Genomic DNA, 22,945 nt, shown 5'->3' with positions numbered 1-22,945 from the left:
GGATGAGTGACGAGGACCAGCTCCCGGCCCCGCGGCCGCAGCCCCGCAGGTGGCTGCGGGCCGCCGTCGCCGTGGCCGTCGCGGGCGCCCTGGGCGTGGGCGGGTACTGGCTGTACGACAGGGTGTTCGAGCGGTGTGCCGACGGGGTGCGCGAGCAGGGGCCGCGGAACGAGTGCGTGGGCGTCACCGACGGCTCGTACGTGTTCGACGCCTCGCTGCGGGACATCTCCCGGCAGATCCTCGCCGAGAACCGGCGGGTGGCGAAGTCCGGCAAACCCTGGGTGTCGGTGGCCTATCTCCAGCCGATGACGACGGGCACCGGCGACCGGGGGCGCGACAGCATACGCCGGGAGCTGGAGGGCGCCTACCTGGCCCAGCGCGAGCTGAACGACCCGCGGCGCGGCGGACGCGGCGACTCGCCGCAGATCAGACTGCTGCTGGCGAACAGCGGCGCCGGATCGGCGCAGTGGGAGCCGCTGGTGGACCAGCTCAAGGAGATGAAGGACGGGGACCAGCACCTGGTCGCGGTGGCGGGCCTCGGTCAGAGCCGCAGCACCACCCAGCAGGCGGTCGACGCCCTGCGGGAGGCCGGGATTCCCATGATGGGCTCGACCGTGACCGCCGACGCCATGAACCGGCCGGGGCAGACCGGGTTCTGGCGGGTGGCGGCTACCAACTCCGACCAGGCGTCGGCCGCGGTGCGTCATCTGCGGTCCCTGCAGAACCGCCCTGGGCGGCAGCGCCCGTACCGTGTGACGACCATCAGGGACCGCAGCGAACAGGACACCTACAGCACGTCCTTGTACCGGAGTTTCACCGCGGCCGCCGCGCGCCACGGCCTGAAGGTCACCGATCTGGGGCTGGCCTACAGTTCGGCCGACCCGGCCACCGCCAACGCCTTCTCCTCGCTCGCCGACCGGGTGTGCGGCGACCCGCCGGACGCCGTGTACTTCGTGGGCCGGGGCCGGGCGCTGCGCGTCTTCATCGAGGCGATGGCCGCCGCCGGCCGACGCTGCCCGACCACGGTGGTCACCGGGGACGACGTGGTGGGCGTCTTCGACGTGCCGGAGAGCTACGAGTCGCGCCAGGCGTTCCAAAAGGTGTGGGAGCGCAGCCGCCTGACCGTGCACCACACCGTGCTGGCCCACCCCGACCAGTGGACCGGCCCCTACCCCGGCGCCGACAATCCGCTGCCGCAGTTCCGCGACGCGTACCGGCAGGACATCCGCCGTACGGACGGCGAACTGGCCGACGGGCAGGCCATGATGGGCCACGACGCGCTGCTCACCCTCGGCGTGGCCGTCCGCGACGGCGCCGGCCGGCAGGGCAGCAGCCCGGTCACCACCGGCAGCACCCGCCAGATGCTGCTCCAGATCAGCGGCAGCAAGCCGGTGTACGGCGTGAGCGGGCCGATCCGCTTCGACGATCACGGCGACCCGGAGGGCAAGCCGCTGGCGCTGGTGGAGCTGAAGCCGGACGGGTCGTACGCCTTCCGGAAGGTGGTGTGGCCGTAAGGCGTGTCCGCGAAGCCCGGCCCGCGACGGCCGGCCCGCCGTGCCGTTCATGCCGTCCGTACGGTCTGCGCGGCGGGCGTCCTGGCGCGCAGACTCGCGCCGTAGCGGCGCAGGAGGAGGACGGCGGTGGTGGCGAGCCCGGTGAGGAGGCCGAGCCAGATGCCGAGGGTGTGCAGGCCTGCGGCGTAGCCCAGGAGCCAGGCGGCGGGCAGGCCCACGGCCCAGTAGCCGATGAGGGTGATGCGGAAGCCGCTCCTGGTGTCGTCCAGCCCCCGCAGGAGACCGACGCCGATGTTCTGGGCGCAGTCGAAGAACTGCAGGACCATGACGACGAGCAGCAGGTGGGTGGCGATGGAGACGGCTTCGGCGTCGCGCGTCCCGCCGGTGTCGAAGAAGGGGAGGAGGACGAGTCCGGGCAGGGTGACGTAGACGACCGCGACGACGGCCATCACGGCGCCCGCGCAGGCCAGTGCGGTGTTCTTGATGCGCAGCGCGGTGTCGGTACGGCCGAGGGCCAGTTCGCGGCTGACGTTGATGGACGCGGCGTGCGAGAGGCCGACGGCGACCTGGAAGACGATGTAGACGAGCTGGTTGACGGCGGTGTGCGCGGCCAGCGCCGCGCTGCCGAACGAGCCGGCCATCAGGGCCGTGACGGAGAAGAATCCGGCCTCGGACCCGTAAGTCGCGGCGATGGGCACGCCGAGCCGGACGATGCGGGCGGCCGCGGCGCGGTCGGCCCCGGCGATGTTCAGGCTGAGGTGGGGGCCGAGCACGCGGTCGCGCTTGGCGGCGGCGTACAGCGCCAGGAACGAGAGGAAGTACACGAGTGAGGTGGCCACGCCGACGCCGGGCAGGCCCAGTTCCGGCAGCCCCCAGGTGCCATGGATCAGGCCCCAGTCTAGGGCGGCGTTGACGGCGACGGAGACGACGGTGATGCGCAGCAGCGCCTGCGGCCGCCGCATCCCCACGGTGAACTGGCGGACGGCCTGGAACCACAGGCACGGCAGCAGTCCGGGCGCGAGGGCGAGCAGCATGGTCCGCGCGCGGCCGACGACGTCCGCCTCCTGGCCGAGCCAGGTGAGTGCCTGGCCGATGAGCAGCATGAGGACGGCGCCCGCCAGCCCGGCGAGGGTCGCCACGGCCAGGCCGGCGCGGACGATCGTACGGACCTCCTCGTCCCCCTGGTCCGGGTCCGCGTCCGCCCGTTCCCCCGCCGTCTCGGCCCGCACCATCTCGGCCCGCACCGTCTCGGCCCGCGCCGAAGCGGCGGCGATCCCGTTGCCGACGGAGGTGACGAGGCCGACGCCCATGGTGCGCAGTTGGTTGAAGATGACGATGGCCAGGCCGCCCGCCGCGAGGTCGGTCGTGCCGAGCATGCCCATCATGACGGTGTCGGTGGTCGTCAGGGCGACCTGCGCGAGCTGGGTCAGGACGAGGGGGACGGCCAGGACCGCCAGCGCGCGGCTGTCCCGGAGAAGTGTGGTGACCTGCATGAACGGGCTCACATCCGGCGGAGTTTGGTCAGCGTTTCGTCGACTTCGCGTTCCAGGCGGCGGTCGAGGAGAGCGCGGGCGCGCATCCAGTCGTCGTTGAAGACGGTGTCCAGGTACTTCTCGCCGCCGTCGTTGACCAGAGCGACCATAGTGGTGCCGGGCGGGGCCGTGGGGAGCCGGGCCAGGGCCTCGTGGACGACGCCGCCGGCGGAGCCGCCGATGAGCAGTCCGGTGACGCGGGCGACGGCGCGGGCGGTGGCGAAGGCTTCGGCGTCGCCGACCTTCACGCCCTCGTCGATCAGGTCGAAGTCGACGAGGGCGCCGATCTCGGCGCCTTCGGGGGTGCCGGTGCCGGACTGGTAGTACGCGTGGGCCGGGCCGCCGAAGGCGATGGAGCCTTTGGGTTCGACGCCGACCGTCCGGCAGCCTGGGACGAGGGTGCGCAGTTCGCGGGTGGTGCCGCAGAGGGCGCCGCCGGTGCCCACCGCGCCGACCAGGATGTCGATCCGCCCGCCGAGGGCCTGGTGGAGTTCGTGCGCGACGGGGAAGTAACCGGCGCCGTTGCTGGGGTTGTTGTGCTGTTCGGTGAAGACGGTGTTGTCGCGGCCGCGGGCCATCCCCTCGGCCAGTTCCTCGCGGGCGGCGGTGGCCAGTTCCTCGGTGCCGTCGTCGGCGGCGTAGACGAGTTCGGCGCCCAGGGCCTTCATGGCGCGCAGTTTGTCGGTGCAGGCGTGGTGGTCGACGACGGCGGTGAAGGTGTAGCCGCGTTCGGCGGCGATGACCGCCAGGCCCAGGCCGGTGTTGCCGGAGGTGGACTCGACGATGCGTCCGCCGGGCCGCAGGGCGCCCCGTGCCTCGGCGTCCAGGACCATCTGGCGGGCCATCCGGATCTTGGCGGTGCCGGTCGGGTTGAACATCTCCAGCTTCAGGAGCAGGCGGCTGCCCGTCTCGGTGCGGCACAGTTCGAACAGAGGGGTGCGGCCGATGAGGTCGGATATGCGGGAGACCACGGCGGGGTGCGCGAGGGCCTGGTTCACAGGGCGGCTCCTGGACAGGAAAGGGCTGGTCACATGTGTCGTGCGGAGGCCGACGGCCGGTCTGCTCAGCGGGCTGGGTGCCGGTCGAGGCGCCAGCGCGGCCGGGGGCCCGGCCGGTCCACGACGACCTTGGGCGGCAGCGGCAGGTCATGGAACGGGGACTCGTTCGAATCCATCTGGTATCCGGCGGTGTTCGGGTAGACCAGCAGGTCGCCGACGCGGGGCAGGGCGGGGAACGGGACCTTGCGCCAGGTGAGCAGGTCCGTTTCCAGGCAGGTCGCGCCGCCGACGCACGCGGGGTGCACCGCGTCGCCCCGGGCCCGTCCGTCCGGGGTGACCAGGTACGGGTCGGGCAGGTACTCGCTGTTGAACCACTGCTCGGAGAGGCTGAGGCTGGTGCCGTCGACCGTGAGGATCCGGTAGCCGTCGCGTTCCTTGACGCCCTGGACGCAGAAGACGGACGCGCCGGCGCCGTCGAGCAGGGCCCGGCCGGGCTCCGCCATCAGCAGCGTTCCGGTCCGCTTGAGCCGTTCGGCCAGGCTGGCGCGGCCGCCCGCGGGGACGGTCTCCAGGATGGCGCGCAGGGCACCGGCCCCGGCGACGGGCGAGTGGTACGGGTAGAAGCCGTCGGCCTCGAACGTCTTGTGCGCGTGGTAGTGCTCGGGGCGCTGCGCGGCGAGGAAGGTCTGCCAGTGGTGCGCGCTGCTGTAGTCCACGGCGAAGCCGCCGCCGATGCTGATCCGGTCGGCCCGCAGGCCCAGTGCCCGGGCGCGCAGGCAGTGGTCGACGAGCTCCCCGGCGAGGTCGGCGCGTGGCCGGGTGGCGTATCCGGACAGGTGGAAGCTGAAGCCCTCCATCCGTACGGCACCCCCGGCACGTACGCACCGGTCCAGCGCGGTGTCCAGCTCGGCGGCCGTCATCCCGAAGCGGCTGTGCGGCTGTGCGGGCGGCAGGCGGCGCAGCAGCAGGCGGGCCGGGCGTACGGCGCCGGTCAGGGCGAGCGTGATGAGCAGGTCGAGTTCGTCGAGGGAGTCGACGGCGACCAGACAGCCCTGGAGGGCGGCCAGCCGCAGCAGCGCGTCGCTCTTGGCCGGCCCGGTGACGACGAGGTGCTCGCCGCGTACGCCGTGCCCGAGAGCTTCGCGCAGCTCGGGGACGCTCGCCACGTCCACGCCCGCGCCGTGTGCGGCGCAGCGTTCCGCCCAGACGGCGGCCTTGTTCGCCTTCTTCGCGTAGTACACGCGCCCGGCCACCCCGGCATCGGCGAGGGCGGTGCGGAAGGCGATGAGGTTGGCGTCGAAGCGGTGCGGGAGCAGGAAGTGGAAGGGGCCGTCGAAGGCGTAGGACAGTTCGTGCAGCAGGCCGCTGTCCAGGACCCGGTCGGTCTCGGGGTCGGGGTGGGCGGGCAGTGTCGGTACGTCCGTGGAGCGCAGTCCGGTCACCGCCACAGCGCCACCCGCGTTCCCAGCCCCTGGTCGAGGGCGAGTTGGGCGAAGCGGTGGCCGAGGGCGATGTCGGTGACGACCAGGCCGCTGTTGTAGGCGAAGACGCGTTCCCCTGCCGCGCCGCGGCCGGTGGCGGTACCGGCCAGGACGGCCGGGAACTCGGCGTCCACGGTGGGGAACCCGCCCGCCTCGTCGGCCATGTCGGTGCCGGTGACCTTCATCTGCGCCTCGCTGGTGGCCACGACCCGGTCGGCGCGGTGCAGGGTGGACGGCGCCAGACCGTGCCCGACGAGGACGGACAGCGCGCCGGGCCGCAGCCAGTCGGCCTCGACGGCGGCCGCGGTGTGGCCGCCCGCGGTCGCCACCAGCACGTCGGCGTCGCCCGCCGCGGCCCGCAGGTCGGTGACCAGTTCCACGTCCCGGTCCGGGAAGTGGGCGCGCAGTTCTTCGCGTACCGCCGCGATGCCGTCGGGGTGGCTGCCGTACAGCATCAGGCGTTCCAGGTCCGGCAGCGTCGTCAGCAGGAACGGGAGGGCCAGGCGGCCCTGGGTACCGGTGCCGATGACCAGGGCGGCGCGGGCGCCGGGCGGGGCGCATTCGCGGGCGAGCAGGGCGGAGACGGCCGGGGTGCGCAGCGAGCCGATGCGGCCGCAGTCCATCATCGCGACGGGCAGGCCGGTGACGTCGTCGTAGAGCGTCAGCGTCGTGTAGTAGTGCTGGCTTCCGCGGTCCTTGTCCAGGCCGTGCTTGTACGAGGTCTTGACGGCGACGGCGTCGCGGGAGCCGTCCCGGCCGAGCATCGCGTAGGCGACGGAGTGCCCGTCGGCGGGTTTGACGGTGAGTTTGCGCGGGTTGTCGGAGCCGCCCGCGGCGAGGGTGCGGTAGGCGCCTTCGACGGTGGCCACGACGTCGGCGTGGGTGATGCCGAGGCCGGCCAGGTCGCTGGTGGTCAGGATGCGCAGGGTGCGGTCGTCGGCGGGTATGGAGCGGGGGTCGCCGGCCAGGCTGCTGTCGGTCATGTCCGTCCTCGGGGAGATGCGGGGTGTCATCCGGTGTGGGCTTCGACGGCGGCCTGACCGTAACCGTGCTCCGATTGCTCGGCCAGGGGGCGTGTACGGCGCGCGGGGACACGGACCGAAGCACGCTTGAGCCAGCGGTCGGTGCCGTCGTAACGGGCCTGGAAGGGCACGCGGCCGTGTACCACCAGGTCGTTGTCGACGACGAGCACCTCGCCCGGTTCGAGGCACACGGCGACGGAGACGCGGGCGAGTTCGTCCGCCAGGCGTCCGTAGGCGGCCCGGTGGGCGGGGGTCGCGTCGTCCAGGGGGGTGTAGGCGGGGTCGAAGCGCAGTGTGAGGCCGTCGTCCGACCGGTGGAGGGTGGGGGCGGCGGGCGGGCGGCCGCCGTCGAAGTGCTGGGCCTCGGCGTAGGCGTCGTCGGGCAGGATCGGCAGCAGCGGCCGGCTGAGCAGCTCGATGTCGTCCTCGTCGAGCCGTACGTTGCGGATGCTCGCCGCCGTGGTGGCGATGCGGTCGTGGTTGCGCATGCAGCTGAGCATGAGCAGGTGGGCGCGGCCCGGGTGGAAGGCGTCCTCGGTGTGCGGGCTGAGCAGCACGGTGCTGCTGGCGCCGGTCTGTTCGGACTCGTGGCCGGGGGCCGGCACGATGTTGTGCACGAAGCGGCCGTCCTGCTGGCCTTCCCAGGCGATGGGGTTGCCCATGACGGTGGCGAGCAGCAGCAGGACGACGTCGTGCACGGCGCCGCTGTCGCCGGCGGTGGCCCAGCCGGCGGGGGTGGGGCCGAGCTCGGCGTCGTCGATGTGCAGGCCGCGCAGCACGAACAGGCCGTCGTCGGTGTCGACCGGGCGGAGCCGGCGGCGGAGCGTGCCGGGCAGTACGGCGGCGGATTCCGCGACGCGGGTGAGGAGGTGCGGCGAGGCGGCGGAGGTACCGGTCGCGCCGAGGATCTTCTCGGCGGTACGGCGCAGTTCCGTGGCGTCGGCGGGGTCGAGCTGGCGGACGGGTGCGGCTCCCGTGGTCATGTCGAGACAGTCCGTTTCCGTTGAGGGTGGGAATCGGGTCCGGGGTGCGACGCCGCGCGGGCAGGGCGCAGCGCGCTCGACAGCCCGGGCAGGGGGCGGCCATGGCTGCCGTTCCGTGTCCGGGGTCCAGCGGACAGTAACGACGCTACCCATCCAACTTAGGCAAGGCAAACCTCACTTCTTTTGTCATGCCTGCCCGTCTTCATGTAACTCCCGCCCGTTAATGCCCAGTTGACGACGGCCCATAGGCGCACTCGACGGCGAGCGCCCTTGCGGGAACGGCTCTCATTAGGGTAGGCAACCCTAAGTGACCAACCGAACAGAGCGAGGCAGCGTGGACTTCAACAGGCGGCAACTGCTGTCAGCCGGCGGAGGCTTGGGCGCGGCCGCGCTGCTCGCCGCGTGCGGCGGCGGCAACGGCACGGCACCCACCGCCGGCGGCTCCCCGCGGCAGGGCGGCACCCTGCGCATCGGCGCCCTGGGCCGACCCTCGGCGATCACCCGCGACCCGCACGGCACCCAGGGCAACGAGAGCGACTACCTCGTCATCGCCCTCGTGTACGACACGCTGACGGCGCCCGGCGACAAGGAGAACACCGTCGGCCGCCTCGCCTCCGCCTTCACCCCCTCGAAAGACCTGAAGACCTGGCGCTTCACCGTCGCCGAGGACGCCGCCTTCCACGACGGGACCCCGGTCACCGCCGACGACGTGGTCTGGTCGCTGCGCCGCCTGCGCGGCACCCCGTCCGGGGCGGCCCGGCTGCCCGGCGTCACGGCGGACCACATCACCGCCGACGGAAAGCGCACCGTCGTCCTCGTCTCGGACTACGCCAACGCCGAACTCCCCCTGCTCACCCGCCTGTCGACCTTCGTCCTCAAGAAGGACACCCCCGACAAGGCGATACCCAAGGCTCCGGGCACGGGCCCCTTCAAACTGGACTGGTACCGCGGCGGCAACGCCCGGCTGCTGCGCAACACCCACTGGCACGGCGGCGCGGTCCACCTCGACGCCATCGAGGTCACCATGTTCCAGAGTCCGCAGGCGATGGCCAACGCGATGCTGTCCGGCCAGATCGACGTGGCGTCCAACGTCGGCGCGGTCGCCGCCCGTACGGCCAAGGCGCGTCAGGACATCCGCATCGTCCGGCGCCCCGACGACATGGCCATGCCCATCGTGATGCGGACCTCCGGTGGCCCGTTCGCCGACCCGAAGGTCCGCGAGGCGATGAAGCTGCTGGTGGACCGCGAGGCGATGGTCCGGCAGGTACTGTCCGGGTACGGGACGGTCGCCAACGACATCCTCGGCACCGGCGACCCCGCGTACGCCAAGGACATCCCGCAGCGCAAGCGCGACCCGGCCCGGGCCGAACAGCTGCTGACCGACGCCGGATTCGACTTCTCCCGTACCTACCAGCTCGTCACCACCGAGGACGTCGCCGGACTCGCCGAGTCCGCCACCCTCTTCGCCTCCCAGGCCCGCGAGGCCGGCGTCAAGATCGAGGTGGTCAAGCAGGAGTCCGGCGCCTTCTACCAGAAGACCTGGCTCAAGGGCGACTTCTACACCAACTACTGGGGCACCAACGACTCGGTGGTGTTCTTCGCCTCCAAGACCCTGACCACCGGCGCCGGGCAGAACGAGGCCAACTGGTCCGACAAGGCGTTCGACGCCGCGTACCGCAAAGTCATGGCCACCGCCGACCGCGCGGCCCGCACCGCCGCCCTGCGCGACCTCCAGCGCATCGAGCACGAGAGGTCCGGCTACCTGCTGTGGGGCATGGCGGACGGCATCGACCTGGCCGCGCCGAAAGTGCACGGCCTGCCGAAACTGCCCGGCTACGGGCGCGTCCAGCTCGAAAACGTCTGGCTCGCCCCGTGACGGAGACCGGCATCCGGCCCGCCGAGACCACCGCCCGGCCGGTGCCGAAACCCGCCGGGCGGCGCGCCGGAGCCCTGGCCGCGCGAGTGGCGGCCGTACTGGCCAAGCGCGTCCTGATGCTGGTGGTGCTGCTCGCACTCGTCTTCACCGCGATCGAGCTGCTGCCGGGCGACGCGGCCACCGCCACGTCGGAGCGCGGCGAAAGCGCCGCGGACGTCGCCGCCCGCCGCCACCTGCTCGGCCTGGACCGGCCGGTGTGGGAGCGTTTCCGGGACTGGATCACCGCGCTGCCCACCGGCGACCTCGGCACCTCGGCCCGCGGTGAACGCGTCGGCGATCTGCTCGCGGCGCCACTGCCCAACACCGTCCTGCTGGGCAGTACCGCCTTCGTCCTGACCGTCCTCGGCGCACTGGCCCTGGGCCTGTGGGCCGCCGCGCGCCCGAAGGGCCTCGCGGACCGGGTCGTGGACCTCACCTCCACCGCCGCCTTCGCCCTGCCCGAATTCGTGGTCGCCGTCGGCCTGCTGCTCGTGCTGTCGCTGTGGACGGGCTGGCTGCCCGCCGCCACCGTCACCGGCGCCGACGGGGCGCCCGCCACCTGGACCATGCTGGTGATGCCGGTGCTGGCGCTGACCGTTCCGCAGACCGGCTGGAACACCCGTATCGTCCGCGGCGCCCTCGCCGACCAGGCCGCGACCCCGCACGTCGAAGCGGCCCGCCTGGACGGCCTGCCCACCCGGCAGGTGCTGCTCCGGCACGCGCTGCCGGGCGCCTGGCCCGCCATCGCCACCGGCGTCGCCACGTCCACCGGCATGCTGCTCGGCGGCACCGTCGTCGTCGAGACGCTCTTCAACTACCCCGGCATCGGCACGGTACTGGCCGGGGCCGTCGCCGACCGCGACACCCCGGTCATCGCCGCCGTCGTCGCCTGCTCGGCCGCCCTGATCACCGCCGTCCTCCTGCTGGCCGACCTGGTACGCGCCCGCACCCTGGGAGCCCGCTCATGAGCACCGCCGCGGTATCCGCCGCCCGGCCCCGCCTCCGCCGCCTTCAACCGCGCGTCCTGGCGCCCGTCGTCCCCGCCGCGCTGCTCGTCCTGCTGGCCCTGGCGGGCCCGCTGCTCGCCGCGCACCCGGTCGACCAACCGGTCACCGCTCCGTACGGCGAGGCGGGCGCGGGCGGCGCGGCACTGGGCGGGGACCAGCTCGGCCGGGACGTGCTCAGCCGTCTGCTGCACGGCGGGAGCGCGCTGATCGGCAGCGCGCTCGTGGTCGCCGTCGTGGTCACCTTCCTGGCGACCCTGCTCGGCTGCTTCGCCGTCCTCAGCCCGCGGCTGGGACGGCTGGTGGAACGCGCGGCGGACACCGCGATCCTCCTCCCGCCGGTGCTGGGCATCATGCTGCTCGCGCTGGCCTGGCCGGGCGGCGGCCGCCTCGCGGTCACCGTGGCCGCCGTCGTCCTTGGGGTCCCGTACGCGGTACGGATCGTCGCGGGCGCGGCGGCGCCGGTCGCCGCCACCGGGTTCGTCGAAGCCGCCGTCGCGAGCGGCGAGCGCCCGGGGTACCTGGCGCTGCGCGAAATCCTGCCCAACCTGCGCGCCACCGTCCTCGCCGTGTTCGGCCTGCGCTTCGTCGACGCGGTCTACGTCATCTCCATGGCCGGCTTCCTCCAGCTCGGCCCCCGGCCGCCGGAGGCCGACTGGGCCCTGATGATCCGCGAGAACGGTCCCGGCATCCTCCTCAACCCATGGGCGGTGGTCGCGCCCGGTCTCGCCATCGGCCTGCTCGCCATCAGCGTCAACCTCGCCGCCAACGCCCTGGCACCCGCCACCGCGCGCAGGGCCGCCCTGTGCTGACTCCCGGCCGCCCCGCGCCCGCGCGCCCGCTCCCCCAGGACACCGCCTTGACCGATTCCCCCGCGCCCATCACGGTCACCGATCTCGAAATCCGCCTCGCCACCGGCCCCGTACTCCTGCGTCGCACCAGCCTCGCTCTGCGCGCAGGCCGGATCGCCGCCCTCACCGGGCCGTCCGGCTCCGGCAAGACGACACTGCTACGCGCCCTGATCGGCGAACTCCCGCAGGGCGCCTGTGTCACCTCCGGCAGCATCGACGTGCTCGGGCAGGACGTGCTCGCCCTCGCTCCCGGGGCGCTGCGCACCCTGCGCCGTCGGCACGTCGCCTACGTGGGCCAGGACCCGGGCTCCGCCCTCAATCCTCGGATGACGGCCCGCCACCTGATCACCGAACTGGCCGCCGATCCCTCCCCCGACGCCGTCGAACGCGTCATGGCCGAGTGCCACTTGCCCGAGCCTCTGGCCCATCACCGCCCCGGCGCCCTCTCCGGCGGGCAGCAGCGACGGCTCGCGCTGGCCCGCGCGCTCGCCCGGCGTCCCAAGGCGCTGCTGCTGGACGAGCCCACCGCCGGTCTGGACGCCGAACTGCGCGACGACGTCACCGCGCTCCTGCGCCGGCTCGCCACCGAACACGGCCTCACCGTCGTCATGGCCAGCCACGATCCGCACGCCGTCGAGGCCTGCGCCGACTCGGTCGTCACCCTGGACGCCGGAACCTCTCCGTACGCGCCCGCCGCCACGCCTTCGTACGCACCTGCCGCCACGCCGCCCCCGGCCCCGTACACGCCCGCAGCCACGGCTCTCCCCGCCCAGGGCCGCCCGCCGCGGCCCCCCGCGGCCGGAGAGCCCACGGCCGCCCCCGAAGGCCTCCACGCGGAGAACCTGCACGTCGCCTTCACCCACCGCGGCCACACCCACCACGCGCTGGAAGGCGCCGGCCTGCACATACCCGCCGGCTCCGCCATCGGCATCACCGGCCCTTCCGGATGCGGCAAGACGACCCTGCTGCGGACGCTCGCCGGCCTTCAAGCCCCCCGGTCCGGCACCCTCACCTGGAACGGCCGGCCGCTGCCCGCGAACGCCCGCAGGCGCAGCCGCGACCAGCAACGCCGTATCCAGTTCGTCCCGCAGAACCCCCTGGGCGCCCTCAACCCCGCGCGCACCATAGGCGCCACGCTCACCCGTCCGCTCCGGCTCCACCGCGTCGTCGCCCCGCCGGAGATGCCCGAACGGATCGGCAGCCTCCTCGACGCCGTCGGCCTGCCCCGCGACTTCGCCCGCCGCTACCCGCACGAACTCTCCGGCGGACAGCGCCAACGCGCCTCCATCGCCCGCGCCCTCGCCACCGAACCGGACCTCCTCCTGTGCGACGAGGTCACCTCCGCCCTCGACCCGGCGACCGCCGCCGCGGTCCTGGACCTGCTCACCCGCCTGCGCGCCGAACGGCGGCTGACGCTCGTCCTCGTCAGCCACGAACTGGACCTGGTCAGCGCCTACACCGACACGGTCCACCTGCTGCGGTCCGGACGCGTCGTCCGGCCCGCGGCCCGCCGCGAGGGCGCAGCTTCGGCGTGACGGCCCCGGGCGGGACCGTTCGGCCCGGTGGAGGGGCTGTTCGGCCCGTCCCGGAGCGCTGCCGGCCGCTGGATCCTGGGGACATGGGAACCCCGGCCCCGGGGAGGCGCCGGCACCGAACGGCCCGGCCGGCACGGCCGCGGGCACCGGTGCCGCGCAGGAAGCGGAGGTGGAGCGGTGAGGACGACGACCGGACGGCTCGGTGCGCTGCCCGCGGAACACCGCGAGCAGCTGATGGCGCGGGCCCGGGAGGTCTCCTTCCCGGCCGGCACACGGCTCTTCGAGGAGGACCGGAAGGCCGACCGCTTCTGGATCCTGCGCACCGGAGCGGTCCAGCTCGACATCCGGGTACCGGGCCGCCGGGCCGCGGTCGTCGAGACCCTGCACCCCGGCGACCTGCTGGGCTGGTCGTGGCTGTTCCCGCCGTACAGCTGGCACCTGGGCGCGGAGACGCTGAGCCCGGTACGGGCCTGGGAGTTCGACGCGGAGGACGTACGGGCGCTGTGCCACGCGGACCCGGCGCTCGGACACGCGCTGGTGCTCCGGTACGCCGAGGTGATCGGCGACCGGCTGCGGTGCGCGCGTACCCGGCTGCTCGACCTCTACGGGCCGTACGGGAGCGGCGTGCGCTGACCACCTGTGTCCGGGCCCCGGCCGGCCGCCCGGTGCCCGGGCACAGGTCTTGCGGCCGCCGGGGCCGGCGGATCCTCCTCACACCGCCGGCCCCGGCTCCGGCCCGTGCTGACGGGTGTGTGGTGCACGGGCCCGTGAGGCACAACCCTGGGGGAAGGAGCCCGCGCTGAAGGAGTCCGTGATGCAGGAGCCCGTGACGCCAGGGAACAGCCCCCGCACCGTCGGCGACGTGATGACCCGCACCGTGATCAGTATCGGCCGTACCGCCCCCTTCAAGGAGATCGTCCGCACGATGGAGCAGTGGAAGGTCAGCGCGCTGCCCGTGGTGGAAGGGGAGGGACGGGTGGTCGGTGTGGTGTCCGAGGCCGATCTCTTGCCGAAGGAGGAGTTCCGCGACCACACACCCTCGCGCATCGAGCAGATGCGCGTCCTGGACGCCCTGATCAAGTCCGGTGGCGTCACGGCCGACGAGCTGATGACGGCACCCGCCGTCACCGTGCACGCGGACGCCAGCCTCGCGCAGGCCGCGCGCACCATGGCCTGGTACCGCATCAAACGGATGCCGGTGGTGGACGCCTTCGGCCGGCTCGAAGGCGTCGTCAGCCGCAGCGACCTCCTCAAGGTCTTCCTCCGCGAGGACGAGGACATCGCCGAGGAGGTCCGGCGCACCGTCGTCGGCCAGCTCTTCGCCTCCCGCAGGCAGCACCTGACCGTCGAGGTCTCCGAGGGCATCGTGACCCTCGCCGGCACCGTCACCGACACCTCCCTCATACCGGTGGCAGCGCGCCTGACCCGGGCGGTCGAGGGGGTGGTCGACGTCGACATGCAGCTCAGGGGCGGCGACGGTCGCGGCTGAGGTCCGGAGTCGAGGCAGGGGACACCGGGGCGGGAGGCCATGGCCGGCTGTCCCCGGTCGGTGATGCCGTTCGGCTCCGCGGTGGGGGGCGGTGGACGGCCCGCGGCGCGAGCGCGGGACGGCTGCCCGCTGCCCCCCGGTCCGGTCAACCGCGTGACCGGACCGCTCATCCCTTCGCGGCGTGCCGCGCTGTCGTGCGCTTCGATCGCGTACACGAGTCGGTAATGCGGACGTAGGCCGACGCGCACGCGGGGTGTTCTCCGTGTGCTGAGAGATCGAGGTGGGCGCATCATGCATGCCGGCGAGCGACGTTTCCGTCGCCGTACCGCACTGGCCGGTGTTCTGGCCGCCGGGACGCTGGCCCTCGCGGCCTGCGGGAGCGACGGCGGCGGAGGGGCGGGGAGCGGTTCCGCCACGGCGTCCCGTAGTGGTTCTCCGGCGGACGCCGCGCACAACGACGCGGACGTGCGGTTCGTGCAGCGGATGATCCCGCACCACCGGCAGGCCGTGGAGATGGCGGAGCCGGCCGGTGCGCGCGCCTCGGACCAGGAGGTCGAGGAGCTGGCCGCGGCGATCGCGAAGGACCAGGCCGCCGAGATCGCCACCATGCGCGGGTGGCTGACCTCCTGGGGCGAGCCGGAGACGGCCGCGAGCGGCTCCGGTGATCCGGGGTCGCCCTCCGCCGAGCACAGCCCGCACGGCATGGACCACGGGCAGGTCGGGCGGGACGAGACGGACATGGACGGGATGGTGTCCGACCAGGACATGGCCGCCCTCAAGGCCGCCGAAGGCACCGGCTTCGACCGGAAGTTCGCCGAGCTGATGCTCGGGCACCACTTGGGCGCGATCCAGATGGCGCGCACCGAGCGCAGGCTCGGCCGCGACGAGGGCGCGAAACGGCTCGCCGACGCCATCGTGCGGAGCCAGTCGGCGCAGGTGGCACAGCTCAAGGAGATCCGCGACCGGGTGTCGGACCGCTGACCTTGGTGCCGGTATGCGGTCCGGGCCTCCCCCGCCGTCCCATCGGCGGGAGGCCCGGTCCGCGGAGCACCGGCGGGAGACCCGGCCCGCGTGGGGCCCGTCTCAGGCGTCCACCGTGTCGGCCGCCTTCCGCTGTGGCACCGCCGTCCCGGGCGCGGTGCCCAGCTTCTCGCCCTCGATGTCCACGTGCGGCAGCAGCCGGTCCAGCCACCGTGGCAGCCACCAGGCCCTGCGGCCGACCAGTACCAGAACGGCGGGTACGAAGGTCATCCGGACCGGGAAGGCGTCCACGAGGACGCCGAAGGCCAGGGCGAAGGCGATGGGTTTGACGATCGCGTCGTCCATGGACACGAAGCCGGCGAAGACCGCGAACATGATGAGGGCCGCCGCCGTGACCACCCGGGCCGCGTGGCGCGCGCCGCGCCGTACCGCGTCGTGGGCGCGTCCGGTACGGGTGAACTCCTCGCGCACGCTGGAGACCAGGAACACCTCGTAGTCCATGGCCAGACCGAACAGTACGGCCATCAAGACGATGGGCAGGAAGCTGACGACGGGTCCGGTACGGGCGACGCCGAGCTGGTCCGCGAGCCAGCCCCACTCGAAGACGGCGGCGACCGCGCCGAACGAGGCGGCCACCGACAGCAGGAAGCCGACGGTGGCCTTCACCGGGACGACCAGGCTGCGGAAGACCACGAGCAGCAGGAGCAGGCACAGGCCCACCACGACAGCGGCGAACGGCAGCAGGGAGTCGCCGAGCCGGTCGGAGACGTCGATGCCGACGGCGGTGCCGCCGGTGACCGACAGTGTCACGCCGGTCCGGTCGTGGAGGCCGGCAGCGCGGTCGCGGAGGGTGTGCACCAGGTCCTTGGTGGCTTCCGCGTCCGGTCCGCTCGCGGGGACGACCTGGATGACGGCGCTGTGCGACGTCGTGGCCGGCTGGGGCGGGGAGACGGCGGTGACGCCGGGTATGTGCCGCAGTTCGCCGGTGACCTGCTGGAGCGCGGCCCGGCCCGGCGGGGAGGCCGGGCTCAGGTCGCCGGTCCTGGCGAGGACCACCAGCGGGCCGTTGAAGCCGGGCCCGAAGGCGTCGCTGACCTTGTCGTACGCCTGCCGCTGGGTGCTGCCGGCGGGCGCCGAGCCGTTGTCCGGCAGGGCCAGGCGCAGGTCCTTGGCGGGTACGGCCGCCACGGCGAGGGCGGCCGCGACCGCGAGGGTGGTGAGCAGCGGCCGGCGGGTGACCGTACGGACCCAGCGCTCGCCGAGGGTGGGCCTTCCGGCCCCTTCCACGCCTCCCTGTCCCGCCACGCCGCCGGGCTCGCCCTCGGCCGCCCGCCGCGCCGCGCGGGAGCCGGGCCGGGGCACCAGGCGCGTCCCGGCGAAGCCGAGGAGGGCGGGCAGCAGGGTGACGGCGACGAGGACGGCCACGAGGACGGTGGCCGCCGCGCTCAGCCCCATCACCGTGAGGAACGGGATGCGGACGACGGCGAGTCCGGCCAGGGCGATGACGACGGTGCAGCCGGCGAAGACGACGGCGCTGCCGGACGTGCCGTTCGCGCGGGCGGCCGACTCCTGCGGGTCCATGCCGCGGGCCAGTTGTGCGCGGTGCCGCGACAGGATGAACAGCGCGTAGTCGATGCCGACCGCGAGGCCGAGCATCAGCGCGAGGGTGACCGCCGTCGAGGAGACGCCGAGGACGCCGGTCGCCGCCAGCAGCCCGCACAGTCCGACCGCGATCCCGACCAGCGCGGACACCAGCGGCATCCCGGCGGCGAGCAGCGATCCGAAGGTCAGCACGAGGACGACGAGGGCCACCAGGGCACCGAGGGCCTCCTTGGCGCTGACCGAGACGCCGCCGCTGCCGTACGCGTTGCCGCCCACGGTCACATCGAGGCCGTCCCGTGAGGCGCGGTGCGCGGTCGCCTCCAGGGCGTCCAGGGAGTCGGAGCGCAGTTCCGAGCGGTCGGCCGTGTACTGGGCCTGGGCCAGCGCGGTGCGCCCGTCGGCGGAGACGGTGCCCGCCGCGGAGGGCGGGACGACGGCCGTGACCTGCGGCGCGTGCCGCACCTCGGCGAGTGTGTGCCGGACGGCGGCGGCGTACGGGGCGTCGGTGACCTTCTTGCCCTCGGGGACGGTGAAGACGATCTGGGCGCTGGTGCCGGCGGCCGCGGGGAAGTCGTCGGCCATGGTGTCCAGCGCCTGCTGGGACTCGGAGCCGGGGAGGGAGAACTCGTCGTCGAGCCCGCCGCCGAAGGCGCCGAGGCAGGCGGCTGCGGCGGCGAGGGTGGCCAGCCACAGGGACAGGACGAGGCGGCGACGGCGGAAGGCGCCGCGGCCGAGCCGGTGGAGGAAGGTGGCCATGGAGCTCCTTGACGTGACGGTGCTGGTCAGAGCTGTGTGCCGGCTCGCGGCCGGCCCACGCCGAAAAAGTGTCAGGACTGACAGGTTCAACATGCTAGCGGACGTGTCAGCCCTGACACTTTTCCCTACGCGGCTGTGCCAGACTGAGGCGGTGAGCACCATGGGGCGCCGAGCGCAGCACAAGGAACGGACCCGGCGGACGCTCCAGGACGTGGCGCTGCGCATGTTCGAGGAGCGCGGCTTCGACGGCACGACCGTCCGCGACATCGCGACGGCCGCCGGCGTGACCGAGCGCACGTTCTTCCGCTACTTCCCCTCCAAGGAAGACCTGGTGCTGGGCGAGGTCATGGAGCTGCTGCCGCCGCTGCGCCGGCACATCACCGAGCGCCCCGCGCACGAACCGCCGTACACCGCGGTCCGCAACGCCCTGCTGGCCTTCGCCGACGCCCGCGTCACGGCGCTCGGCATCCTCTTCAGCGACGCCCCCGCCCGCTTCTTCACCAATCCCCGCCCCGCCCGCCCGGTGCTCTTCGAGTTCGAGAACGGCGTCGCCCAGGCCCTGCACGAACGGCTCGCGGCCGAGGACAGCGACGAGGGCGACGAGCCCCTGCGCGATCTGCGTTCCTCGGTGCACGCCCGCGCCGCGGTCGCCGCCCTGCGCGGCGCCCTGCTGGCCCACTCGGCCCTTCCCGAGGAGGAGCGCACGCACGAAGCGATCGTGCGGCTTTTCCACGAGGCTTTCGACGCACTGGAAAGCGGCAGCCGGCAGTGAGCTTTGGTGAGCGGCCCGTCACGCATGGGCAAGCGCGCCACGCAAGCGACTTTTCAGACCTCACACGCTGTTCATCAGCAGGACACCTTCATACGGCAACCAGTTGTTAGCTTACCGATAAGTAGTAATCGCCTACATCGGTAGGGAGACATACTCATGACCACCAATACCACTGCCGCAGAGGTGAATTCCCCCACGAACGACTTCTGCACCTATGCCGAATCCATCCTCGACGTCCTGGCGGAAACTCCGGACCGCCCCGTCGTCACCACGGCGGACGGCCGAGAGGTCACCGCCGGCGAATTCCGCGACAGCGTGTACCGCATCGCCCGGGAACTGTCCGGCTGGGGCATCGGACGCGGCAGCACCGTGTCCCTGCTCTCCGGGAACCGGCCGGAGGCCCTCACCGCGCGGTACGCCGCCAACCTGCTCGGCGCCCGGGCCGTCTTCCTCTACCAGGGCATGGCTCCCGAGACGCTCGCCCACATCGCGGAGAGCGTGGACACCGCACTGCTGCTGATCGACCCGGACCTGCCGGACGCCGCCGAGAGCCTGCTGGCCCACGCGCGCCCCCCGTACGTCCTCTCCTTCGGCCCCGGCCCGCACGGCCAGGACCTGCTGGCACGCGCCGCACGGCACGAACCGCTGCCCGTACGGAGCGCGGCACGCCCCGAGGACGACTGGTGCATCCGCCACACCGGCGGGACCACCGGCATCCCCAAGGGCGTCCGCATGTCGCACGGCCCCTACAAGGACATGCTCGCCTTCGGCTCCATCGGCGCCGGTGAGCCGCCCCGCTTCCTGGCCTGCACCACCCTCGCCCACGTGGCCGGCAACATCGCCGACGCCACCTTCCTGGCCGGCGGCTCCGTGGTCCTCCAGCACTCCTTCGACCCCGGCGCGGTGCTCGCCGCCGTCGAGCGCGAGCGCATCACCCACCTGTGGCTGCTGCCCCCGCTGATCTACCGGCTGCTCGACCACCCCGGCCTGCCCGGCACCGACCTGTCCAGCATCCAGCGGATCACCTACGGCGGCTGCGCCGCCTCGCCGACGCGACTGCGGCAGGCGCACGAGACCTTCGGCGCGGTCCTGTTCGGCGGCTACGGCCAGTCCGAGGCGGGCCACGTCACCGTCATCGGCCCGGACGAGCACCGGGACATGCCCCAGGAGGGGCAGGCCACCGTCGGCCGGGTGATCCCCGGTGTCGAGGTCGCCATCCACGACGAGCGGGGCGAGCCCGTCCCCGTCGGGGCGGTGGGCGAGATCCGGGTCCGGTCCGGCCAGGCCATGACCGGCTACTGGAAGCAGCCCGAACTGACCGCCGAGGTGCTGCGCGACGGGTGGGTGCACACCGGGGACATGGGCTACCTCGACCACGAGGGCTATCTGTACATCGTCGACCGGCTCAAGGACATGATCATCGTGGTGGGCGGTCACGTCTACACCAGCGAGCTGGAGGACCTGCTGCTCACCCACCCGGCCGTCGCCCACTGCGCGGCGTTCGGCGTGCGCCGCGCGGACGCCGGCGAGGAGGTGCACGTCGCGGTCGTGCCCGCGCCGGAACGCCCGCCGGAGCTGGAGCAGTTGCGGGACTTCGTCACCCGCCACAAGGGGGCAATGTACGCGCCCACCCGGCTGCACCTGGTCACCGAAATCCCGCTGACGCCCGTCGGAAAGCCCGACAAGAAGCGTATCCGGGCCACCCTCGGCGCGTGACCGGGCCGTGCGGGCCGCACCGTCCCCGGCCGTATGCGAAGCAAAGGCCGGGGCCGGTTCCGGGAAATTTCCAGGCTTTTTGACGCCCCCTCAGCTCTCCGGTTCCGCGAGGAAACCGATGATCGCGGAATTCACCGGACCGGGCTTTTCCAGGTACCCGAAATGGCCGCACCCGGGTATCTCGGTGTACCGGCCGCCGGGAATGCACGCGGCCACTTCCTCGGCCAGGTGCGGGCGGGCGACCCGGTCGTCCGCGAATCCGATGACCAGGCACGGACGGGAAATGTTCCGGTACGCGGGCCGCCGGTCCTCGATCACCTGGAGCCCCAGTTGCCCGCGCATTCCGGGCACTGCGCTTGCCGCCGCCGTCATCTCGAACACGTCCAGCCAGCCACGGAGCCGCTCCGGATCGCCGAGCGTCTCCCCCGACAGGTACTGAAGCGCCTGCACGTAGGCCGCGTACCGGGGCGGAAGCGCGGCCCCGCTGTCGTACAGGTCGATCTCGGCCGCCACCATGGCGCGGATCAGCGGGTCCGCCCGGCCGATGGCCGCCATGAGCACGGCCCTGCGGACCAGTTCCGGCCGGGCCAGGAGCAGTTCCTGTACGACGACCGAGCCCAGCGAGAAGCCCACGACGTGACAGGGCCCCGGGCCGATGTGAGTGATGAGCGCCGCCAGGTCGGCCGCCATGTCGTCGAGGGTGAAGGGCCGGCCGCAGCCGCCGTTCGGCGGGATGCCCCGGTGGTCGAAGGTGATCACCCGGTACCCGGCCGCGGTCAGGGCGGGCACCTGATGCGCGCGCCACACCCGTCCCGGCGCCCCGGTCCCCGTGACCATCACGACCGGCTCCCCGGCACCGTACTCGTCGTACGCGAGAGTGATTCCGTCGGTTCTCACCACCGGCATGGGCCCGCCCCTCCGTCCGCCCGCCTCGTGACGCGTTCCTCCATCAGAGCAGGCCCGGCGCCGGGCGCGGAGCTGTCCAACCAGCCCCGCTCCGCCACTTGGACGGAACGATCTTTCCCCCTCGGCTCCCTCGGCTCACCCGCCCCCGCTGCCCTCCCGCCCGACAGCCGCACCGGAACCGGGCGCTACGGTGCCCCGATGCGCCGGACGGACCTCAATCGCCCTCGCCCGCGAGCACCGGCCGGATTCCGGTCACGGCCGCACCACCTCCATCGGGGGTGACTTCCCCACCACCGAACTCCCCTCCCCCGGTGACGACTTCACCCGCTCGGTCGCCACGGTTCACCACGTGGACTTCGAGGCGGCCCTCCTCCGGATGCGTGAGCTGCTGCGTCCCGGCGGCCCAGTGATGGCGGTCGGCCTGGCCCGTTGATGTCCTACGGCCAGGTGCGCACCACGGCGCGGCGTCTGCTGCCCGGCGTGCGCTACCGGCGGCACGTCCTCCGCCGTTACTCACTCACCTGGGAGAAACCCGCCCGCTGAGGGCCCGGCGGCGTATCCGTGGCACCGTACGGCGCTGCCGCTCGGTCCCGCCCGCATCGCGCCACTCCGTGGCTGCCCGCCCCCTTGTGCCGTGCCGCGTCAGCGTTTCCCATGTCAGCAGACACGAAAAAGCCGTCCTGCTGACCGTCGCCGGTCGAGAGAGGCTGTCGTATGCGGAGCGTGGGAGTGGAAGAAGAGCTTCTCCTGGTGGACCCGCACTCAGGAAAGCCGCGAGCTGTCTCCGGGACCGTACTGGCCTCGACTCCGGACGACTCCACCCTGGACAAGGAACTGCACCGCGAACAGTTGGAGATCGCGACCCGTCCCCGGCTGCTGATGCAGGACCTGGCCGCCGAGGTCGCGCGCTGGCGCGGCGAAGCGGCACGACAGGCCCGCCGGGCCGGTACGGAACTGGTGGCCCTCGCCACCTCTCCGCTGCCCGTCGTCCCGTCCCTCAACTTCGACGAGCGCTATCAGCGGCTGGAGGAGGAGTTCGGCCGCACCGCCCAGGAACAGCTCGCGTGCGGCTGCCACATCCACGTGTCCGTCGAGTCGGACGACGAGGGCGTGGCCGTCCTGGACCGCATCCGCCCATGGTTGCCGACGCTGCTGGCCCTGAGCGCCAACTCGCCTTTCTGGCAGGGCAAGGACACCCGGTACAGCAGCTACCGGAGCCGGGTGTGGGGCCGCTGGCCGTCCTCCGGTCCGGTGGAGCTGTTCGGCTGCGCGGAGAACTACCACCGGCGGGTGCAGGAGCTGCTCGCGACCGAGACCCTGCTGGACGAGGGCATGATCTACTTCGACGCCCGGCTGTCGCGGCACTACCCCACCGTCGAGATCAGGGTGGCCGACGTCTGCCTGCAGTCCGACGACACGGTGCTGCTCGCCGCCCTGGCCCGGGGGCTGGTGGAGACGGCCGCCCGCGCCTGGCGCGCGGGCGAGCCGCCGGACCCCGCCGGGATCGGCCTGCTGCGGCTGGCGACCTGGCGGGCCGGCCGGTCCGGGCTGTCCGGCCGTCTGGTCCATCCGCTGACCTGGTCCCCGGCACCCGCCGAGGCCGTGGTCCGCGCCCTGCTCGACCACGTCGGCGAGGCGTTGGAGGACACCGGTGACCTGGGGCTGGCCAAGGAAGGCCTGGACACCCTGATGGGGCGCGGCACCGGGGCGCACATCCAGCGGGAGGAGCTGCGCCGTACGGGCAGCCTGCGGGCGGTCGTCGAGGAGTGTGTACGGCGTACGATGCTGTGACCTGCGCCGTACGGTCCTCCGCCGGCCCCGTCCTGCGGTGCGGACTGTGGTCCCGTCGCGGTGCCCTTCGGTGCGGTCTTCGGTCACCCCGTGGTCG

19 protein-coding genes are annotated in these 22,945 nt (G+C 73.1%); 12 read left to right on the top strand and 7 right to left on the bottom strand.

Annotated features, from left to right (window positions below):
• Nucleotides 1-2: 2 nt before the first annotated feature.
• A complete protein-coding gene (locus tag ACZ4Z1_RS08630; protein WP_468485827.1) occupies nucleotides 3-1,514 on the top strand; it encodes an ABC transporter substrate-binding protein in 1,512 nt (503 codons plus the stop codon).
• A 47-nt stretch (nucleotides 1,515-1,561) separates the two neighbouring features.
• Here ACZ4Z1_RS08630 and ACZ4Z1_RS08625 read toward each other — a convergent pair whose 3' ends face one another.
• From ACZ4Z1_RS08625 to ACZ4Z1_RS08605, 5 genes are all read right to left on the bottom strand, one after another.
• Entirely contained in the window at nucleotides 1,562-3,007 is a 1,446-nt protein-coding gene (locus tag ACZ4Z1_RS08625; protein WP_468485892.1) for an MATE family efflux transporter, read from the bottom strand.
• Between the two features lie 8 nt (nucleotides 3,008-3,015).
• On the bottom strand, nucleotides 3,016-4,044 hold the full coding sequence (locus tag ACZ4Z1_RS08620) for a cysteine synthase family protein (protein WP_468485826.1): 1,029 nt from the start codon (nucleotides 4,042-4,044) through the stop codon (nucleotides 3,016-3,018).
• A gap of 65 nt (nucleotides 4,045-4,109) precedes the next feature.
• Complete coding sequence (locus tag ACZ4Z1_RS08615) at nucleotides 4,110-5,492, bottom strand: type III PLP-dependent enzyme domain-containing protein (RefSeq protein ID WP_468485825.1); 1,383 nt, start codon at nucleotides 5,490-5,492, stop codon at nucleotides 4,110-4,112.
• Nucleotides 5,483-6,508 (bottom strand): ornithine cyclodeaminase family protein, encoded by a 1,026-nt coding sequence (locus tag ACZ4Z1_RS08610; RefSeq protein WP_468485824.1) that lies wholly within the window; start codon nucleotides 6,506-6,508, stop codon nucleotides 5,483-5,485. Before ACZ4Z1_RS08610 ends, ACZ4Z1_RS08615 begins: the two co-directional genes overlap by 10 nt.
• Nucleotides 6,509-6,534: 26 nt before the next feature.
• Nucleotides 6,535-7,530: a TauD/TfdA family dioxygenase gene (locus ACZ4Z1_RS08605; RefSeq protein ID WP_468485823.1), complete on the bottom strand. Its 996-nt coding sequence runs from the start codon at nucleotides 7,528-7,530 to the stop codon at nucleotides 6,535-6,537.
• A gap of 334 nt (nucleotides 7,531-7,864) precedes the next feature.
• On the opposite strand from ACZ4Z1_RS08605, the gene ACZ4Z1_RS08600 reads away from it, so the two are divergent.
• From ACZ4Z1_RS08600 to ACZ4Z1_RS08570, 7 genes are all read left to right on the top strand, one after another.
• Nucleotides 7,865-9,406 carry an ABC transporter substrate-binding protein gene (locus ACZ4Z1_RS08600; RefSeq protein WP_468485891.1) on the top strand — a complete coding sequence of 514 codons (1,542 nt, stop codon included), beginning with the start codon at nucleotides 7,865-7,867 and terminating at the stop codon, nucleotides 9,404-9,406.
• A gap of 116 nt (nucleotides 9,407-9,522) precedes the next feature.
• A complete protein-coding gene (locus tag ACZ4Z1_RS08595) occupies nucleotides 9,523-10,413 on the top strand; it encodes an ABC transporter permease (RefSeq protein ID WP_468485890.1) in 891 nt (296 codons plus the stop codon).
• The gene (locus tag ACZ4Z1_RS08590; RefSeq protein ID WP_468485822.1) at nucleotides 10,410-11,261 is read left to right on the top strand and encodes an ABC transporter permease; all 852 of its coding nucleotides are present in this window, start codon (nucleotides 10,410-10,412) and stop codon (nucleotides 11,259-11,261) included. The genes ACZ4Z1_RS08595 and ACZ4Z1_RS08590 overlap by 4 nt, the downstream gene beginning before the upstream one ends.
• A 47-nt stretch (nucleotides 11,262-11,308) precedes the next feature.
• Nucleotides 11,309-12,835, top strand: coding sequence for an ABC transporter ATP-binding protein (locus tag ACZ4Z1_RS08585; protein WP_468485821.1), 1,527 nt, complete (start codon nucleotides 11,309-11,311; stop codon nucleotides 12,833-12,835).
• Nucleotides 12,836-13,069: 234 nt separating this feature from the next.
• The gene (locus ACZ4Z1_RS08580) at nucleotides 13,070-13,468 is read left to right on the top strand and encodes a cyclic nucleotide-binding domain-containing protein (RefSeq protein ID WP_468485889.1); all 399 of its coding nucleotides are present in this window, start codon (nucleotides 13,070-13,072) and stop codon (nucleotides 13,466-13,468) included.
• Nucleotides 13,469-13,649: 181 nt separating this feature from the next.
• Complete coding sequence (locus ACZ4Z1_RS08575; protein WP_468485820.1) at nucleotides 13,650-14,324, top strand: CBS domain-containing protein; 675 nt, start codon at nucleotides 13,650-13,652, stop codon at nucleotides 14,322-14,324.
• A 291-nt stretch (nucleotides 14,325-14,615) separates the two neighbouring features.
• Nucleotides 14,616-15,305, top strand: a complete 690-nt coding sequence (locus tag ACZ4Z1_RS08570) for a DUF305 domain-containing protein (protein ID WP_468485819.1) — start codon at nucleotides 14,616-14,618, stop codon at nucleotides 15,303-15,305.
• A 102-nt stretch (nucleotides 15,306-15,407) separates the two neighbouring features.
• On the opposite strand, the gene ACZ4Z1_RS08565 is transcribed toward ACZ4Z1_RS08570, so the two are convergent.
• Nucleotides 15,408-17,663: an MMPL family transporter gene (locus ACZ4Z1_RS08565; RefSeq protein ID WP_468485818.1), complete on the bottom strand. Its 2,256-nt coding sequence runs from the start codon at nucleotides 17,661-17,663 to the stop codon at nucleotides 15,408-15,410.
• A 160-nt stretch (nucleotides 17,664-17,823) separates the two neighbouring features.
• Here ACZ4Z1_RS08565 and ACZ4Z1_RS08560 point away from each other — a divergent pair, with 160 nt between their 5' ends.
• Both ACZ4Z1_RS08560 and ACZ4Z1_RS08555 read left to right on the top strand, forming a co-directional pair.
• A complete protein-coding gene (locus ACZ4Z1_RS08560; protein WP_468485888.1) occupies nucleotides 17,824-18,435 on the top strand; it encodes a TetR family transcriptional regulator in 612 nt (203 codons plus the stop codon).
• Nucleotides 18,436-18,591: 156 nt separating this feature from the next.
• Nucleotides 18,592-20,151, top strand: a complete 1,560-nt coding sequence (locus ACZ4Z1_RS08555; RefSeq protein ID WP_468485817.1) for an AMP-binding protein — start codon at nucleotides 18,592-18,594, stop codon at nucleotides 20,149-20,151.
• Nucleotides 20,152-20,241: 90 nt separating this feature from the next.
• On the opposite strand, the gene ACZ4Z1_RS08550 is transcribed toward ACZ4Z1_RS08555, so the two are convergent.
• Nucleotides 20,242-21,057 carry an alpha/beta fold hydrolase gene (locus ACZ4Z1_RS08550; protein WP_468485816.1) on the bottom strand — a complete coding sequence of 272 codons (816 nt, stop codon included), beginning with the start codon at nucleotides 21,055-21,057 and terminating at the stop codon, nucleotides 20,242-20,244.
• A gap of 190 nt (nucleotides 21,058-21,247) precedes the next feature.
• Between ACZ4Z1_RS08550 and ACZ4Z1_RS08545 the strand changes: the two genes are divergently transcribed.
• Nucleotides 21,248-21,490 (top strand): class I SAM-dependent methyltransferase, encoded by a 243-nt coding sequence (locus tag ACZ4Z1_RS08545; protein WP_468485815.1) that lies wholly within the window; start codon nucleotides 21,248-21,250, stop codon nucleotides 21,488-21,490.
• A 281-nt stretch (nucleotides 21,491-21,771) separates the two neighbouring features.
• A complete protein-coding gene (locus ACZ4Z1_RS08540) occupies nucleotides 21,772-22,848 on the top strand; it encodes a glutamate--cysteine ligase (RefSeq protein ID WP_468485814.1) in 1,077 nt (358 codons plus the stop codon).
• Nucleotides 22,849-22,945 lie beyond the last annotated feature (97 nt).

It is taken from the genome of Streptomyces sp. NPDC030165, from assembly GCF_055573595.1.
The sequence above is the reverse complement of the archived record's forward strand: the minus strand, read 5'-3'. Positions and strand labels throughout refer to the sequence as shown.

Excerpts from the sequence above, each read along its gene's own strand:
- ACZ4Z1_RS08570 (WP_468485819.1), top strand. The coding sequence starts at position 14,616 with ATGCATGCCGGCGAGCGACGTTTCCGTCGCCGTACCGCACTGGCCGGT.
- ACZ4Z1_RS08565 (WP_468485818.1), bottom strand. The coding sequence starts at position 17,663 with ATGGCCACCTTCCTCCACCGGCTCGGCCGCGGCGCCTTCCGCCGTCGC.
- ACZ4Z1_RS08580 (WP_468485889.1), top strand. The coding sequence starts at position 13,070 with ATGGCGCGGGCCCGGGAGGTCTCCTTCCCGGCCGGCACACGGCTCTTC.
- ACZ4Z1_RS08555 (WP_468485817.1), top strand. The coding sequence starts at position 18,592 with ATGACCACCAATACCACTGCCGCAGAGGTGAATTCCCCCACGAACGAC.
- ACZ4Z1_RS08560 (WP_468485888.1), top strand. The coding sequence starts at position 17,824 with ATGGGGCGCCGAGCGCAGCACAAGGAACGGACCCGGCGGACGCTCCAG.
- ACZ4Z1_RS08540 (WP_468485814.1), top strand. The coding sequence starts at position 21,772 with ATGCGGAGCGTGGGAGTGGAAGAAGAGCTTCTCCTGGTGGACCCGCAC.
- ACZ4Z1_RS08605 (WP_468485823.1), bottom strand. The coding sequence starts at position 7,530 with ATGACCACGGGAGCCGCACCCGTCCGCCAGCTCGACCCCGCCGACGCC.
- ACZ4Z1_RS08550 (WP_468485816.1), bottom strand. The coding sequence starts at position 21,057 with ATGCCGGTGGTGAGAACCGACGGAATCACTCTCGCGTACGACGAGTAC.
- ACZ4Z1_RS08625 (WP_468485892.1), bottom strand. The coding sequence starts at position 3,007 with ATGCAGGTCACCACACTTCTCCGGGACAGCCGCGCGCTGGCGGTCCTG.
- ACZ4Z1_RS08590 (WP_468485822.1), top strand. The coding sequence starts at position 10,410 with ATGAGCACCGCCGCGGTATCCGCCGCCCGGCCCCGCCTCCGCCGCCTT.
- ACZ4Z1_RS08630 (WP_468485827.1), top strand. The coding sequence starts at position 3 with ATGAGTGACGAGGACCAGCTCCCGGCCCCGCGGCCGCAGCCCCGCAGG.
- ACZ4Z1_RS08595 (WP_468485890.1), top strand. The coding sequence starts at position 9,523 with ATGCTGGTGGTGCTGCTCGCACTCGTCTTCACCGCGATCGAGCTGCTG.
- ACZ4Z1_RS08610 (WP_468485824.1), bottom strand. The coding sequence starts at position 6,508 with ATGACCGACAGCAGCCTGGCCGGCGACCCCCGCTCCATACCCGCCGAC.
- ACZ4Z1_RS08575 (WP_468485820.1), top strand. The coding sequence starts at position 13,650 with ATGCAGGAGCCCGTGACGCCAGGGAACAGCCCCCGCACCGTCGGCGAC.